The organism is Saccharospirillum sp. (assembly GCF_040881935.1).
Classification (GTDB): Bacteria; Pseudomonadota; Gammaproteobacteria; order Pseudomonadales; family Natronospirillaceae; genus Saccharospirillum.
On the sequence record NZ_JBBECH010000075.1, the window covers coordinates 21,719 to 37,430 of the forward strand.

Below are 15,712 nucleotides of genomic sequence, written 5' to 3' on the forward strand. Positions count from 1 at the left end.
AAATATAAAACTGCTAAAGAGAGGAACTGGTTATGACATCTACTATAAGATCTGCACGTAAACTGATCGCTGTTTCTGTTTGTTCGACCCTGGTGCTTGGTGCTGCCAGCGCCGCGGAATTCAATCTTACCTACGCATCCCCGTATTCAACCACCCATCCCTATGGTGCTGCCGATGAAGCCTGGATCGAGCGTATTGAAGAACAGACCAACGGGCGAGTGGACATCACCGCCTATTGGGGACGCTCCCTGATCAGTAGCCGGGAAGGGGTTGATGAACTGGAGGCCGGCATAGCCGACATGGCCTATATTACCCCAATATATGCAACCTCTGGTTACGAATTGAACCGCCTGACACCTGCCTTCTTCTACGGCTATTCAGATCCCGCTCATGTTCTCGCTGTGTACCAGCAACTTTGGGAGGAATTCCCCACTTTTGCCGAGGAACTCGGTGGTGTCCGGGTGCTGGGATTCAACGTTGGCACGCCCATGCATTTGCAGTTGCGGGACGATCCGGTGAACACGCTCGACGACTTGCGTGGACTGCGCATTCGTTCGGCCAACGACTACATCGGTGCACTGGCCGAATTCGGGGCTGAAGGCGTAGCCATGCCAATGGGCGATACCTACCCCGCTCTTCAGCGCGGGGTCCTCGATGGTGTGATCGCGCCATACGAAGCCCTGAAGTCACTGAGCTTTGGCGAAGTGGTCGAATACTATGTCGACCTGCCTCATAGCCGTGGTGCCTATGCCTCGAGGGCTATGAACCAGGCGGTGTGGGATTCCTTGCCGGAAGATATTCAGGCGGTCTTTCTCGATAACATCGATTGGCTGACCCAAAAGAATCTGGAAAATTCAATGGAAGCTGAAGAGGAAGGTAAAGCCTTTGGCGTTGAACAGGGTGTGACCTTTATCGAAATAGCAGCCTCCGAAAAAGAGCGCTATGCCGAGACTTTTACCAGCAGCGCACGTGAAGTTGCGGAAAATCTTGACGAACGCGGTCTGCCTGGTAGTGAAATCCTCGAACAGGTTCGCCAGGCTCACCAGACCTCCGACTAACCTGAAACCGGCGGGGCCGTGCGATCAGTACGGCCCGACTTTGCGGAGATAAGCATGAGAATCATAGAACGCCTTCTGCGCGGTATTGTGACGGTGGGTGCTTTTACCGGTGTGGCCTGCATTATAGCCCTGATGTTTCTGACCGTGGTGACGGTCAGTTTCCGGGCCATTGGCATTGCCTTTCCCGGTACCTATACATTGGCCGAGATACTGTTGATCCCGTCGATCAGTTTTTCCCTTGCTTATGCCGCTTATGAGGGTGCTCATACCCGAGTCGAACTGGTGACGTCACTCTTGCCACCGCGGCTGGCTCGTCTGTTGGACGCCCTGATGCTGGCGCTGGGTACCGTTTTTTGGGTAGTGGTGGCCTATGCCGGAACATTGGAAGCGTTGAAGAGTGCCCGTAACCAGGAGCAAGCGCCGATACTGGGCTTTCCGGTAACGCCGTTCCGGTGGATGTTGGTGATCGCTATTTCATTGTTGTGCCTCGTTCTTGTGGTTCAGGTCGTGCAGGCCTTGTTACGGACGAGACAAATTGAAGAAACGGGTGAGGAGAGTCAGTCATGACGCCGGTCGTCACTGGGTTTGTCGGCCTAATTGGTCTGTTCAGTTTAATTGCCTTCGGTATGCCCATCGGCTTTGCCATGGGCCTGGTTGGGTTTCTGGGGTTCGCTTACCTGATCAGCTTTCATGCCGCCATCATCAAGGTCGGGGTTGTAACCTTCGATCTGTCTACCAATTACGCCATCGGGACAGTTCCTTTGTTCCTGTTCATGGCTCATATATTGTTTGCTTCCGGTATCGGACGGGACCTGTATGACGTTGCCGCCTGTTGGCTGGGCCGTCGTCGTGGCGGGTTGGCCATGGCGACTATTGGTGCATCGTCGGGCTTTGCCGCCGCAAGCGCGTCGAGCATCGCAACCACCGCCACTATGGGATTGGTCGCACTGCCTGAAATGCGCAAACACAATTATGACGTTTCCCTGGCTTCCGGCAGCGTAGCGGCAGGGGGCACGATAGGTAGTTTAATACCGCCCAGCGGCATGTTTATTATTTATGGCATTCTGACCGAAACCTCTATTGGCAAGATGTTCGCCGCCGGGATTATCCCCGGTATCTTGCTCGCGCTGTTCTATATGGTGACGATTGCACTGGTATGCCGAATAAATCCGAACGCGGGTCCCCGTGGTCCCAAGTATTCGCTCAGGGAAAAACTGGTCAGCCTGAAGAAGACCGGTGAGGTCATTGTGCTGTTTATGCTGGTGATGGGCGGTATTCTACTGGGTTGGTTTACCCCAACAGAGGCAGGGGCCATGGGCGCGTTCGGCGCGATTATTGTCGCCAGTCTGCGACGGCGCCTAAACTGGAAGGCACTGCAGGAAGCAATATATTCAACCCTGAAAACCACCGGGATGATCTTTGGAATCCTGTTTGGTGCCCTGGTTTTCAACAGCTTTATCACGGTTACCAATATCCCGTTGAACATCGTAGGGTTTGTAACTGAATCCGGTTTCTCCCCATTTGTTGTATTGCTACTCATACTGTCGGTTTATCTGGTTTTGGGAATGGTACTCGACGCCTCAGCAATGATGACGCTGACCATCCCCCTGTTCTTTCCGCTGGTCACTAACCTTGGCTTCGACGCGGTGCTCTTTGGTGTGCTTGTTGTACGTATGACCGAGATTGCGCTCATTACGCCGCCAGTGGGTATGAATGTCTATGTGCTTTCCGGTATAGCGCCGGACATTCCACTGACCAAAATCTTCAAGGGTACTCTGCCGTTCGTCATGGCCGATGCGTTGCATGTAGCGCTGTTGCTGGCATTCCCAATTCTGGTTCTGTGGCTGCCAAGCCTGTAAACCTCCCCGCCTGGCGGCGGTGGGGTGTTGTCGGAGCCTCTGGCGTATTGACCGGTGTCGGGCAGGGGTTTGTAGCCTTTGCCGTATCTTCCCTGGTTAAACCAATAGCGGGTGATCTCGCCCTTGGCCGTGGCACGGTATCCATGGCTGTCGGGCTGGGTCGCCTGACGTCCGGCCTGGTATCTCCGCTGGCGGGCTATTTGTCCGATCGTTTCGGCACACGCTTACCCGTGCTGCTGGGTATGTTATTGCTTTCTCTGGGCCTGGCTCTGATGACCTTTATACAGTCCGCTACAGGTCTGGTGATTGTCTGGTCGGGGATCGTATCTGCCGGTGTTGCACTGGGCTTTATGGTGGCTCTGGACAAACAGGTGGTTCAGTCAACGGTGCACCGCCGGGGGCTGGCATTGGCGGTCCGGTTTTCTGTGGTCGGCATTGTTACCGCCATCTTGATACCTGTGGTCGCCACTATGGTAAACCGGCTTGGCTGGCGGACAACTTGCCTGGTTTGGTCGGCCTTTATTTTTATACTGATACCTTTCGCGCTTGCCTTATTTCGAGGCAGCGAAACAACTATACAGACCCAGCGAGCATCCCTTTGGTTGAAGGCTGATAACAGGGTTAGCCAGAGCGGCTGGCGCGAGCTGATTACCGGCCGTGCATTTTTGTTGCTGGGCCTTGGGTTTATGGCGCAGGCCTCTGTTAATTCCGGATTGGCTGTACACTTAATACCGTTGGTTACCGATCAGGGGCATTCTGACCGCATAGCGGCCGGCATGCTCAGCAGCCTGGTGTTGATGTCGATACCGGTACGTCTAGTGACCGGAACCTTGGCTGATCAACTTTCACCCAGAGCGCTCGCCATTGTCTTTGGCAGTATTTTAATAACCGAGGGGCTTAGCCTGGTATGGTTCGCTAACTGGCCGACCCTGGTTGGGTTGATGGCCATGCTCATCATGCTGGCCATCAGTGTTGGGGCTGGTACCTTGATCGTCATGATACTGGTCAGTCGGATATACGGAGAGCACCGGTTCGGGTCTGTCCAGGGTACGCTGATGTTGTTGCAAGTCCCCGGTACGACGCTGGCGCCTATTCTCACCGGATATGCGTTTGACCTGACTGATAGCTATCAGCTTGCCTTACTGGGTTTCGCTGGAGGGCTTTTGGCTGTCGGTATATCGCTGGTAATTTTTCGATCTGAGCTATCTGAAGTAACTCGTCCCTGATTTGACACTATTGAATCTGGTTGGTCTGCCAGGCCAATAACTGACTAATAAAGAAACGATTATGCCTCGGCATAACGCTTTACTTCCGTATTCGAGTCAACGGCTCGTTCGATATGAGCGACACTGCATGGCCAAATCAGCCACGAAGGTTGTCGATGATGAGACCTAGCTCCGTGCGCAATTAGCCCTACAATAATTGTTATAGAGCCGATCGTGTTAGAGCCGACGTATTGGTAGCCACCGTTTCTGTGTTGCCTTTACTCCTGGAAAGGAGCGCTCCACCGTACGCATAACTAGAGTCAGTAAAATCACTATAGCCAGGTAGATGCCGGTAATCAGCAGTAGCGGCTCATATACCAGGAAGGTTTCGTCGCGCACGATATTGGCTGCTTGAAGCAAGTCCATAACGGCGATAGTTGACACCAAGGGAACCGATTTGAGCAACAGAATCATCTCACCGGTAAGAGAGGGCAGGCCGATCTGAAAAGCACGCGGCAGCCATAGCCGATACAGGATCTGCCAGGATGAGAGACCGAAAGCCCGGCCCGCTTCCAGCTCTCCAGACGGTACGCTCTGCATGGCACCGCGAAAGATCTCGCCAGAGTAGGCACCGACGCTCAAGATGAAGGTCAGTGCACCAAAGAAAAACGGTTCGCGAACAATTGGCCAGAACCAGCTTTCACGTAACCCGGGCACACCTTCCATCAGCCGGCCGACGCCGTAATAGAAGAAAAACAACTGCACCAGCAGCGGAGTGCCACGAATGACGGTGACATAGGCACCGGCCAACCAAGCCACTGGTCGTGGGCCCCGCAATCGGGCCAGGGCGGTGAGGACAGCCAGAGCCAGCCCGGCGACGGCGGAAATTGCCACCAACAAGATGGTATTGAGAAAACCGGTCCAGAGGTACTCCTGGTAAAAAGGATCGCCAAGCCAGGAATAATTCATATTAGGCTTCCCCCCGGCGCACGCGGCGTTCCAGTCGTTGAAAGATGGCGGTCGATGTCATGGTCATAAGCAGATAGATGGCCCCTGCGGCGGCGTAGAATACAAAATGGGCGCGGCTGCTGGCGGCGGCCTGCTGAATGGTGAAGAAGAGTTCGTTGAAGCCGATAACACTGATCAGAGCCGTATCCTTTATCAGGATCAGCCATAAATTGGATAGACCGGGTAGAGCGTTGGGCCACATACCAGGCAGAACGATGCGGTGAAAACGTGTCCAGCGTGAAAAGCCGAAGGCGTCGGCCGCTTCGATTTGGCCTCGCGGAATGGCGACAATCGCTCCCCGAAAAACCTCTGTCATGTATGCGCCCTGAACAAATGCCAGCACGCCGACGGCCGTAGCGAAACCGCTGATTTCGATGCGGCTGTCCAACCCGAACAGGTTCAGTAGCCACTCAATGGCGTCGCCCCCGGCGTAGTACAGAAGGATGATTAGCAATAATTCCGGTACGGCCCGGATCAGAGTTGAGTAGCCGGTAGCCAGCGCACGTAAGGGAGTTATAGGGCTGAGTTTGGCGCTTGCGCCGATCAGACCCAGCATCAAGCCGATCGCGTAAGCCAGAACAGCGATCTGCAAGGTGATCAGGGCACCATGGGCGATAGGCCCTGCCCAGTCGAGCAAGCTCTCCGGTTGCATGGCAGTCATGAGGTTTGGGTTCCTGTCTTGCTTGACGAATCAAACCCCGGCCGGGGCGACTTGCGCCCGTTTCGACCGGGGTGCGGGTTAGGTCGGTGCCCGCTTTATTCGTAGACGCAAACGTCGGTACCCAGGTACTCCTCTGAGAGGCGGCCGCAGGTACCGTTATTGATCACAGTGCGCACGGCTGCATTGAGGTCGCGCTCCAGGGCGTCGTCGTCCTGGCGCAAACCGATACCGATACCCTCGCCATAAGCCTCGTGGCGTGGTGCGGTGTCCTTGATCTCAAATGCCGAGGCTTCATCGCGCTCGATGAACTGGGCCATGGCGATCTGGTCGGCCAGAATGACGTCCAGTCGACTGGATAGCAGATCGGCGTTGACCTGCTCGGCTTGGTCATAAATGCGGATATCGACTCCGCTATCGCGCAATGCGCGACGAGCGTAATTGGCGTTGGTTGTAGCTGCCTGTACACCCAGTACCAGGCCATCAAGCCCGTCTGGGATGTCCAGGTCGCGGTCGGTTGCGGCGACGTAAGCACCCGGAGTGAAGTAGTAGGGAATGCTGAAGTCGATGACTTCCTGGCGCTGTTCTGTAATCGACATGGAATTCATAATCAGATCGATGCGGCCGTCGTTTAACGACGGAATGATGCCGCTCCAGCCTGTGGGTGCGATTTCACAGGTGCGGCCCATCTGCTCGCAAATGGCGAAGGCCAAATCGACCTCGAAGCCGGTCCATTCACCGCTGGACGCTTTGTAGGTAAAAGGCGGGTAGGGTTCGCCGGAAATACCGATCTGGATCGGATCTTCGGCTTGGGCATGGAAGGACGTCGCCAAAAAGGCGGTCAGAGTGGCTGTAACAAGTAACAGCTTGGATTTCATGTTGTTCTCCTGTCTTCTTCAGGTTTTCGGTAGCGCCTGGACTGTCTCTCAGGCGGTCGGTGAAGCAAATTTCTGGCACCGGGGGTCATTGAAGACCGACTCGGGTGTGCCGGCGACCTCGATCCGGCCGGTGTCGAGATACACCACCTGGTCGGACACTTCGCGGGCAAAATGCATTTCGTGTGTGACCAGCAACATGGTGCGGCCTTCATCCGCCAGATCGCGGATTACGCTCAGCACCTCACTGACTAGCTCAGGGTCGAGTGCCGACGTCGGTTCGTCGAATAGCAGTATGTCGGGCTCCATCGCCAGGGCCCGGGCTATGGCGACGCGTTGCTGCTGACCTCCGGAAAGTGCCACTGGGTAGGCGTCGCGTTTATCGATCATGCCGACCTTCTCCAGGTAGTGGTCGCCCAGTTGGCTGGCCTGGCGCCGGCTCATGTGTTTTACGTGGCGCGGGGCTTCGATGACGTTGCCCAGCACGCTTAGGTGCGGCCAGAGGTTGAACTGCTGGAACACCATGGTGACGCGGCTGCGTAATCGCTCCAGATCGCTGTGGGCAATTCGCTGGCCATTGCCAAATTGAAAACGCTCACCGGCGATGCACACTTCTCCCCGATCCGGTCGTTCCAGCAGGTTCAGGCAACGCAGCAGAGTGCTCTTGCCGGAACCGCTGGCCCCGATGATGGCTGTTACCGTGCCTTCTGGTACCGCCAGTGACACGTCTTTGAGCACTTCGGTATCGCCGAAGCACTTGACCAGATGGTCGACGGTGATGGCTGTATGGCTGTTGGCGGCGTCGGCTGTCGGGTTGCTTGCGGTCATGAGCACTTACGCCTCCCCAGAGCTGGTGATGGAGGTGGCGAAACGTCCGATGCGTTGGCACGCCTGGGTCAGCCGCTCGGCATCGACGGTCAGGCTTAACCGTACAAAGCCTGCGGCGGAAGGCCCGAATGCCTCGCCGGACAAGACCGAGACGCCAGCTTGGTTCAGTAAGTGATCGGCAAATTCCTGGGAAGTCAGCCCGGTCGAACGGATGTCCACCATGACGAACATGCCAGCCGGTGGCTTAACGACAGCAATCCCGGGGTAATCTGCCAGAACGTCGCAGACGGCATTACGGCGGGCGCGGTAGGTGTCGCGCATCTCCTCCAGAGCAGCCGGAGGGTGAGCCAGGGCTTCGATGGCGGCGTCCTGGATAAAGTCCGGACAACCATAGAGCATGCACAAAGCCAAATTGCCCAGGTGAACGCATAACTGAGCCGGGCCAAGTACCCAGCCTACGCGCCACCCGGTCATGGCATGTGATTTGGACAAGCTGGAGACTACGACCGTTCGTTCGGCCATGCCGGGTAAAGCGAAGGCGCACTGGTGCTCTCCATCGAAGATCAGCTCAGCGTAGACTTCATCCGAAATCAGCCAAAGGTCGTGGTGCTGGCATAGCTCGGCGATGGCCTGCCAAGTGTCAGCATCAATTAGTTGACCGGTGGGGTTGTGCGGGCTGTTCAGCAGGATCGCGCGGGTACGTGGGGTGATCGCCGCGGCGATGTCGGCCGCGTCCAGCCTGAAGCCTCTATCGCCGCGCAGAGGCACCTGAACCACGCGACTTCCGGTGGCCTGGATGACGGCCTCGTACGTGACGTAGCCCGGTTCGGGCACGATGACTTCATCGCCCGGATCGAGCAGGCACTGGGCGGTGGCGTAGAGCCCACACTGGGCACCAGCCAACACCACCACGTTGTCAGCATCGGCGGCCACACCCTGCTGCCGGTAATGGCCGGCGATGGCTTCGCGCAACGCCAGCTTGCCCTCTACTTCGGCGTAGTGGGTGGCGCCACCGCGCAGGCTGGCCACAGCGCTTTCTATGATGGGCGCGGGTGTGGTGAAATCCGGGTCGCCCACGGACAGTAGGGTGATGTCTTCGCCTTGTGCCTGGCGGGCCAGAGCCCGGTTGTGTATGTCCCAGGCCGCGGCACCTTCGCCGGCGATCCGTGTAGTGAGTTTGGCGTAGCGCATTAGGCGTGTCCTGTATTGTGCATCCAGGGTTGAGTGGGAATTTCGATCAGAACGGGTCGGGTTGCCTCATCGGCCTGACTTAACGCCTCGGCCAGTTGCGTCGGGCGTTCGCAACGCCGGTAGTCCAGAGCGAAGGCTTGGGCAAGGGCGCTGATGTCGGGTGCAATCAGATCAACCCCCAGCGCGTTCACATCGCTGGCGGCCATGCTGCGGCGTATTTCGTCATAACCGTTGTTGTTCCAGACGATCACCACAATTGGTCGGCCCAGATCGCGTGCAGACCCCAATTCGGCCAGAGTGAATTGCAGGCCGCCATCGCCGACCAGGGCGACGACCTGCGCATCAGGTCGAGCCAGAGCCGCCCCCAAAGCGGCGGGTAATGCGTAGCCCAGGGTGCCGAAGCCGGTTGCGGCGCTGAACCAGTGTCGGGGCCGGGGCATGGATACCCAGTAGTTGCCGGCGTAGGCCGGCCCGGTGGAGTCGCCAACGATGATGGCGTCCGGGAGGGTTTCTGTCAGCGTCTGCAGCAGTGGCAGGTGCGGTGCAACGTCAGCCTGGTCGTGCAGCGCCAGAGCGTTGCGCACATTCGCAGCGCGAGCGGCTCCATGCTTGTCAATAGTACCAGCGGGCAGGTTTTCGTTGAGTGCCACCAGCATGTTGGCTGCATCGGCCAGGATGGCGAGGTCAGCGCGTTGGTTCCGACCGAGCTGCTGAGCATCGATGTCTACCCTGATCAGTCGACCGGTTAACGCGAAGCCGTCATCAAAGACCAGATCGTAATCGGTTTCCCCCAGTTCAGTGCCCACCGCTAGCACGACGTCGGCGCGAGCGGCCAGTTCTCGACTGGCGGGCAGGCTGGCTGTGGCGCCCAGGTCCAGAGGATGATCGCGACCCAGGATACCCTTAGCGTTTATGGTGGTTAGCGCCGGGGCATCCAGACGTTCAATCAGGGCGCGTGCGGCCTCGGGCGCATCCACGCAACCACCACCCAGTAATACCAGCGGGTTCTCGGCGCCGACCAGCCAGTCTATAGCCTGACTGATGGCGGCCGGAGCTGGAGCTGGCGGGTAAATACGTGCCGGTTGAATTCTTGCCTTGGGCGCGGGTTGGGCCAATACATCAAGCGGAACTTCCAGGTGTACCGGCCCCGGCCGGGCGCTGTGGAATATAGCAAAGGCGCGCGCCACGGCTTCCGGCAGTGCCGACGGGTCCAGTATCGTCTGGCTGAAGACGCTTACCCCACTGAGTGTTGCTTGCTGATCGGGCATTTCGTGCAGGCGGCCTTGTCCCCGACCCAGGGTGGCGCGCCGGTTCACGCTGGAGATCACCAGCATGGGGATGGAGTCGGCCAGGGCCTGCCCCATGGCTGTGGCGATGTTGGTCATGCCTGGCCCGGTGATGATGAAGCAGGCCGCGGGACGGCCACTGGCGCGGGCATAGCCATCAGCCATAAAGCCGGCGCCCTGTTCATGGCGTGGGGTCTGATGGCGAATGGTACTGTCGTTCAGGGCTCGGTACAGCTCCAGAGTGTGGACACCCGGAATGCCGAAAGCGGTATCGATGCCGTGCGCAGCAAGCAGGTCAAGCAGTAAACGAGCGCACGTCATGAGCGGCCGCCACTGTCGTGATCAGTCAGTTCGGGCAGACCGCCGAATGGCGGGCGGCCCAGGATGTTCTCAACCATGGGCAAAAAGGTCTCCAGGGGCAGGGTGTCGTAATCCGGATCAAAACTGGTCTGATCCCACTGATCGCAGAACCGGACGGTACGGGCATAGGCCGGGTGCTCAAGGTATTGTTCGCGGGCCCGCGGATCCTGACCGAAAAACTGCCGGTAGTGATACCCCTGAAACAATTCGTGGTGGCGAATCATCCAGGTATTCAACGGATCGATGAAAGGTTCCAGTATCGCGGCAGCGATTTCGGCGTGGTTGGCGGGGGCAAGGTCATCGCCAATGTCATGCAGCAGCGCACAGACCACCATTTCTTCGTCAGCACCGTCGCGTAAGGCACGGCTGGCCGTTTGTAGGCTGTGTTCGTAGCGATCCACCGGGTAACCGTGCGTATCGCCCGCCAGCCGGTGCAGGTGTTCGATGACCCGGCGCGGAGCGTCGGCCAGATAATGCCGGAAGCGTTCATCGATCAGTGCCCAGTCCTGCTGGTGAGCCTGTTCAAAGCGGGTGAAGCGGGCCTGTTTCATGCGTGGCTCTCCGGTGTGTGAGTGCTCAGTTGGCGTTTCAGAACGCGTCGCCGGCTGGTGGTGCTATCCCGGTCGACATAGCCCTGACGCAGGTGGCGGATGCCACCATCGAGCTGGAAGGCCTTGCGCCCGTGCAGCAGGCGGTAATTGTCCATGATCAGCATCTGACCGGGAGCCAATTTCAAACTGACGGTCAATTCCTCGCTGGTGACCAGGCGGTAAAAAGCCTGACGAGCGGCGTAAAAAGCATCCAGTTCATCGGGATCCAGTGCCGGGACGCGTTCCGTGCGATTGGAGTAGCGTACACGTACTGGTGTTCCGTGGCTGTCCAGTTCGATGAGCGGTCCTTCGCTTTCCAGAAAAGTGGTTTCGTCCTGATAACGGAAGCCGGGCCAGACCCGAGTCAGGCATTGATAGGCAGTCGGGTCCGAGGTTTTCAGTCGCTCAGCGGCCATGAAGCCATCGGCCAGTGTGCTGTCGCCACTGTCGGCAGCGTTGCTCAGACAGTGCAACCAAATGTAACCGGGAATAGGATCGCGGTAAGGGTTGTCGGTGTGCGGTTCCAGGCCACGTTGGGTCATGGTGAGGTCGTATGCGTTTGCGACCGACTTTACATCGGCAATGCCGCCCCAGTTGGTACGACGCAGCGGACCGATCCGGTCGATCAGCGGCTGCATGCCGTCTTCTTCGGCAGGCACTCCGTCGACCAACACGAAACCGAAACGGTGCAACCGATCAAGCAATCCGAGCAAGGAGGTATCGTCGACCAGGGCTTTAGCGAAATCAGCCCGCGGTACGCTTGCCAGGCTGGCGTCCCAGAGTAAACGGTCAGGGTCCGCATTGGCCTGTTCTTTGGTGGTTAGATCGTCAAGATTATAGTGGGTTTGAGTGCCATCGCTGAAGTGAAGTTCAATCTGATCACCGGCCCGATCGGCACAGGTCAGTGTAAGGTCCAGGGGCAGTTCAGCCGCTTCGATCAACCGCTGGCCGGTGCGTGGGTCGAGGGTATTGGCATCGGGAGCACGCTCGCGTAACCAGAGGGCCGCGAATTCACGCAGCATACCGCCGGTATCGAGGATCAGACGTCGCTGATCGGTGGACATTCGAACCTGGACTGTGGCACTCGTCATGCAGTTTCTCCGGCTGTGACTTTTGCTGATGGATGCTCATTCCGATCTCGATTCCTGACCGTTCGCGGAATCGTCTGGGCGAAAAACCGTATTTTCTGGCTCGCTCAGGAATGCACCCGGGTACTCGATTCCGGTAACGCTCCCTGGCTCCAGGTGCGTGCCCCTAGCAGCCGTGCCCTCGCAGCAAAAGTATGCCCGGATGGGCACCTGTGGTCCGGTCTGGCTGGGGTGAATCCGGTCGGCCGTTGGCTAAGGGGTTTTTACAGTACCTCCAGAGAGGTGATAGCATTTGATTAAATTAGCCACATAGTTGATTAATATGGACGCAGCCAACGGCGATGCCTGGCCTTACCCCAGGCCGGATTCTCCCCCGATCCTGTCACCGGTCGAGGCGGAACACACTCTGGATGTCTGGCTGGTACCCAAATTCTCCATGCTGACACTGACCTGCTTGCTGGAGCCGTTGCGGGTTGCGAACCGCTTCGGAAGGGATCTGTTTGCCTGGCGACTGCTATCGGCCGATGGTGAAGAAGTGGTCGCCAGCAACGGGGTACGCATCGATGTCGACGCGAGCCTCGACAGTGTCTCCGACACTGCCCAGTTGATGGTCGTCGCTTCCTACGAACCTGAAGCGACGATAACCAGTTGGGAACGTGCGGTGTTGCGCCGGGTCGCGGCACATGGCGGTTGGTTGGGTGGAGTCGATACCGCCCCCTTTATTCTGGCGCGGTCCGGTGTGCTTGAAGGGTACTCTGTGGCTATGCATTGGGAGAGTGTACCCGCCTTTCGCCATGAGTTTCCGCAACTGGACGTCAGTCAGGCGCGCTACGAGTTGGATGATTTGCGCCTGACGGGCACGGGCGGTGCCGCCAGTATCGACATGATGCTCACCTGGATTGAACGCGCCTATGGCCCTGCGCTGGCCAATGCTATCGGCCGCCAGTTGATCCATAAGCGTGCCCGCGACGAGCCGGTGCTGACCCAGGGGCATCGCAGCCCGCACCTGCCGCGCACTGTGGTCCGGGCGCTGGCCATCATGGAGGCGAATGTGTCGCCAACCCTGGCGATCCCCGAAGTCTGCCGGATTGTAGGTCAATCCCAGCGTCAGTTGGCACGCCTGTTCATGGCGCATTTCGGGGAGACACCGAAACAGTGCTACCTGGGTATGCGCCTGGACGAAGCCCATCGCATTCTGGCGGACAGTCGCTGCTGGGTCAGCCAGGCTGCGGAAAGCACTGGTTTCACTCATCTGGCGCATTTCTCGCGCGCATATCGCCAGCGGTTTGGCGAGTCGCCCAGCGTGACCGCCGAGCGCGGTAGCCAGTGACGTCGTTATTTAACGAGTGCTTTCAATTCGTCGCTGGCGATCGGCGCGCAATAGCATCCGGTAGCGTGAGCGCGCTTCGTCACGTTCGAGGTAGCAGCCCTGCAGCCAACGACGGCCGGCACTGCCTTCGAAGGCATCACGGGCATGCAGCAGTCGACGGTTATCAAAGACGACCAGGTCACCGGGATGATAGCTGAAACGAATCGCGAAGGCCGGGTCACGCAACAGGCGCTGCAAGGTCATCAGTGCGTCGTAGGCCGGTTCGACATTGTCGAAGTCGGTCTGTAATGGCCCGCGCAGAAAATCGGCGATGCGCACTTCCAGAAGCTCTTCATTTTCGTCCAGCTGAATTATGGGCGCGTGCCAGACATAATCACTGGTGCGCGACGTGTTGGCGAAACACCAACGCTGACGGGTAAGCGTGCCATAAGTGCGGGGATGTTTCGTGCGTAACGCCTCAGCGATGGCGAAGCCGTCCATCATGATCGCTTCGCCAGCCTCGACGCTGTTTTCAAGGCAATGCAATAACTGCAGGCCTGGCTGATATTCTCGGGTTGGCAGATCGACGTGGGGGGGCAGCGCGATGGCGGTGTAAGCGTTGGAATCCGGATCCGGCTTGGCGCGTACATCGAACAGTTGCCCGAAGTTGGTTGGGCGGATGGGCCCAATACGCGCAGCGATGTCTGTCAGTGAGCCGGGCTCGGTGGGCAGCCCGCGCAACCTGACGAGCCCCTTGCCGAGCAGGCTTTCCAGGGCAGGCTTCAGGAGGGCGGCCTCCGCCTCGTCTCCGGGTGCTGTGGCGAGCAGGCCGCTGGCATCCAGTGTATCAGGCGCGGTATCAGGACCACCTTGCCAGATCGTGACGGGCACCAGAGGGCCCTCCTGGCTATGACCATTAGAGTAGTCGTGAGCGCGCAGCCATCCGGGGTGGAAACACAGGCTGCGGCCTTCCGGCGCAAACCGGACGCACAGAGCACCGCTGTCGTCGATATCGGCGTGGTCGATCTCCGGCCAGGCATCGAGACCGGACAAGTCCAGAATGCGTTCACGTGTCGCCGGGTTGACGGTAGAGTCGTCACCGGCGTTCTCGCGCAACCAGACACTGTGCAGTGTACTGACTCGGCCGTCACTCCAGTGGAGAGTCACCTGTCGGGCGCCATGGTATACCTCAACCAGGTGGGCCTCGATGGGCCAGGCGTCGTAATCGGGTGTGGGGGGTAATTCGGTGGTGAATCGGCACTGGCTCATTGTGGCCTCCTCTAGCCTGGACGAATTTATGCAGCATGACGCCTTCTCCAGGTTTGTGTACGACCCCGGTCGACAGCCAGTATGCTCAATTCGACAACCGCCTGAGTTCAGTGACCGGCCTGACGACGCAGTTGGCTCGGGGTCAGGTCGTAGCGACGACGAAAGGCACGGGTGAACGTTGAAGAAGAAGCAAAGCCGCAGGCCAGAGCGATGTCTAGCACCGGTCGATCCGTTGCCAGCAATAAGCGATGCCCGTGCTCAAGGCGCAGTTGCTGGTAGTGATCGCGAGGTGGGCAGCCGAGGTGCCGGGCGCAAAGCCGTTCAAGATGGCGCCAGGACAATCCGGCCCGGCGTGCCAGCTCGCCCAGGGCCAAAGGGTGTTCCAAGTGCCTTTCCATCAGAGCCAAGGCGCGATTGAGCCCGGGGTCGGTGGGTGGTAATGGCGCTCGCTGGCGGCTTGCCGGCAAGCGTTCCCGGCCATGCATCAGTTGATCACGGACCCGATTGGCGAGCTCGTCACCCTGGCGCCGGCGCACCAACGCCAGGGCCATGTCGATAGCTGAGCTGCCGCCGGCGCACGAAAACCCGGCCGACGTCACCTCGAACAGAGATTCAACGGCGTCCACCTCGGGGTAACAGCGCCTGAAATCGGGCAGGCTTTCCCAGTGCAGAGTGGCGGTTTGGCCACCCAGCAGACCGGCATGTGCCAGTATGAAACACCCCGTATCCATGCCACCCAATGCACACCCCTGGCGTGCCCGTTCGCGCAGCCAGTCCAGCAGGATCGGACGAAAAGCCTCTTCGGGAGCGAAGCTGGAGCAAACGGCGAGCGAGGAGCAGGACGGAGCATTCGCTATGCCAGTGTCGACGCCCAGTAACATGCCGTTGCTGGCCGTCACCGGCTGGCCATCCTCGCTGATCAGTGTCCAGTGGAATAATCTGCGTCCAGCCAGGCGGTTAGCGATGCGCAGCGGCTCGATCGCCGAGAACAGCGCCACCATTGCGAAGCGCGGTACCAGCAACAGGCCGATGTGTTCAGGGGTTTCGCCGGGCGAATCAAGTCTCATGCGAGGGTGAGCCGGGGTTCGAATCAGCGGCTTATTGTAGGGCGCCAGCGGGGCTTTGCAA

15 protein-coding genes are annotated in these 15,712 nt (G+C 58.7%); 5 read left to right on the plus strand and 10 right to left on the minus strand.

The features are described from left to right. Window positions 1–32: 32 nt before the first annotated feature. The 4 genes from WEB54_RS13900 to WEB54_RS13915 are packed head-to-tail and all read left to right on the plus strand — an operon-like array spanning window position 33 to window position 4,143. A complete protein-coding gene (locus WEB54_RS13900; protein WP_368056330.1) occupies window positions 33–1,058 on the plus strand; it encodes a TRAP transporter substrate-binding protein in 1,026 nt (341 codons plus the stop codon). 54 nt (window positions 1,059–1,112) lie between these two features. After that, window positions 1,113–1,625, plus strand: a complete 513-nt coding sequence (locus WEB54_RS13905) for a TRAP transporter small permease (RefSeq protein WP_368056332.1) — start codon at window positions 1,113–1,115, stop codon at window positions 1,623–1,625. Then, window positions 1,622–2,917: a TRAP transporter large permease gene (locus WEB54_RS13910; protein ID WP_368056334.1), complete on the plus strand. Its 1,296-nt coding sequence runs from the start codon at window positions 1,622–1,624 to the stop codon at window positions 2,915–2,917. The genes WEB54_RS13905 and WEB54_RS13910 overlap by 4 nt, the downstream gene beginning before the upstream one ends. A gap of 47 nt (window positions 2,918–2,964) precedes the next feature. After that, window positions 2,965–4,143, plus strand: a complete 1,179-nt coding sequence (locus tag WEB54_RS13915) for an MFS transporter (RefSeq protein WP_368056335.1) — start codon at window positions 2,965–2,967, stop codon at window positions 4,141–4,143. A 216-nt stretch (window positions 4,144–4,359) separates the two neighbouring features. Here WEB54_RS13915 and WEB54_RS13920 read toward each other — a convergent pair whose 3' ends face one another. From WEB54_RS13920 to WEB54_RS13955, 8 genes are all read right to left on the minus strand, one after another. Next, window positions 4,360–5,091: an ABC transporter permease gene (locus WEB54_RS13920; RefSeq protein WP_368056337.1), complete on the minus strand. Its 732-nt coding sequence runs from the start codon at window positions 5,089–5,091 to the stop codon at window positions 4,360–4,362. Window position 5,092: 1 nt separating this feature from the next. Further along, window positions 5,093–5,791, minus strand: a complete 699-nt coding sequence (locus WEB54_RS13925; protein WP_368056339.1) for an ABC transporter permease — start codon at window positions 5,789–5,791, stop codon at window positions 5,093–5,095. Between the two features lie 95 nt (window positions 5,792–5,886). Next, the gene (locus WEB54_RS13930; protein WP_368056341.1) at window positions 5,887–6,666 is read right to left on the minus strand and encodes a transporter substrate-binding domain-containing protein; all 780 of its coding nucleotides are present in this window, start codon (window positions 6,664–6,666) and stop codon (window positions 5,887–5,889) included. A 48-nt stretch (window positions 6,667–6,714) separates the two neighbouring features. Next, window positions 6,715–7,491, minus strand: coding sequence for an amino acid ABC transporter ATP-binding protein (locus WEB54_RS13935; protein WP_368056343.1), 777 nt, complete (start codon window positions 7,489–7,491; stop codon window positions 6,715–6,717). 6 nt (window positions 7,492–7,497) lie between these two features. After that, window positions 7,498–8,682, minus strand: a complete 1,185-nt coding sequence (locus tag WEB54_RS13940; RefSeq protein ID WP_368056344.1) for a pyridoxal phosphate-dependent aminotransferase — start codon at window positions 8,680–8,682, stop codon at window positions 7,498–7,500. Further along, window positions 8,682–10,289: a 5-guanidino-2-oxopentanoate decarboxylase gene (locus WEB54_RS13945; RefSeq protein ID WP_368056346.1), complete on the minus strand. Its 1,608-nt coding sequence runs from the start codon at window positions 10,287–10,289 to the stop codon at window positions 8,682–8,684. The genes WEB54_RS13940 and WEB54_RS13945 overlap by 1 nt, the downstream gene beginning before the upstream one ends. Next, window positions 10,286–10,879: an HD domain-containing protein gene (locus WEB54_RS13950; RefSeq protein WP_368056348.1), complete on the minus strand. Its 594-nt coding sequence runs from the start codon at window positions 10,877–10,879 to the stop codon at window positions 10,286–10,288. Before WEB54_RS13950 ends, WEB54_RS13945 begins: the two co-directional genes overlap by 4 nt. Beyond that, window positions 10,876–12,009 (minus strand): TauD/TfdA family dioxygenase, encoded by a 1,134-nt coding sequence (locus WEB54_RS13955; protein WP_368056350.1) that lies wholly within the window; start codon window positions 12,007–12,009, stop codon window positions 10,876–10,878. The genes WEB54_RS13950 and WEB54_RS13955 overlap by 4 nt, the downstream gene beginning before the upstream one ends. A gap of 319 nt (window positions 12,010–12,328) precedes the next feature. Here WEB54_RS13955 and WEB54_RS13960 point away from each other — a divergent pair, with 319 nt between their 5' ends. Continuing rightward, entirely contained in the window at window positions 12,329–13,336 is a 1,008-nt protein-coding gene (locus tag WEB54_RS13960; RefSeq protein ID WP_368056351.1) for a GlxA family transcriptional regulator, read from the plus strand. A 9-nt stretch (window positions 13,337–13,345) separates the two neighbouring features. Here WEB54_RS13960 and WEB54_RS13965 read toward each other — a convergent pair whose 3' ends face one another. Both WEB54_RS13965 and WEB54_RS13970 read right to left on the minus strand, forming a co-directional pair. Then, a complete protein-coding gene (locus tag WEB54_RS13965; protein WP_368056353.1) occupies window positions 13,346–14,584 on the minus strand; it encodes a TauD/TfdA family dioxygenase in 1,239 nt (412 codons plus the stop codon). Between the two features lie 107 nt (window positions 14,585–14,691). Beyond that, a complete protein-coding gene (locus WEB54_RS13970; protein ID WP_368056355.1) occupies window positions 14,692–15,651 on the minus strand; it encodes a GlxA family transcriptional regulator in 960 nt (319 codons plus the stop codon). Window positions 15,652–15,712: the final 61 nt, after the last annotated feature.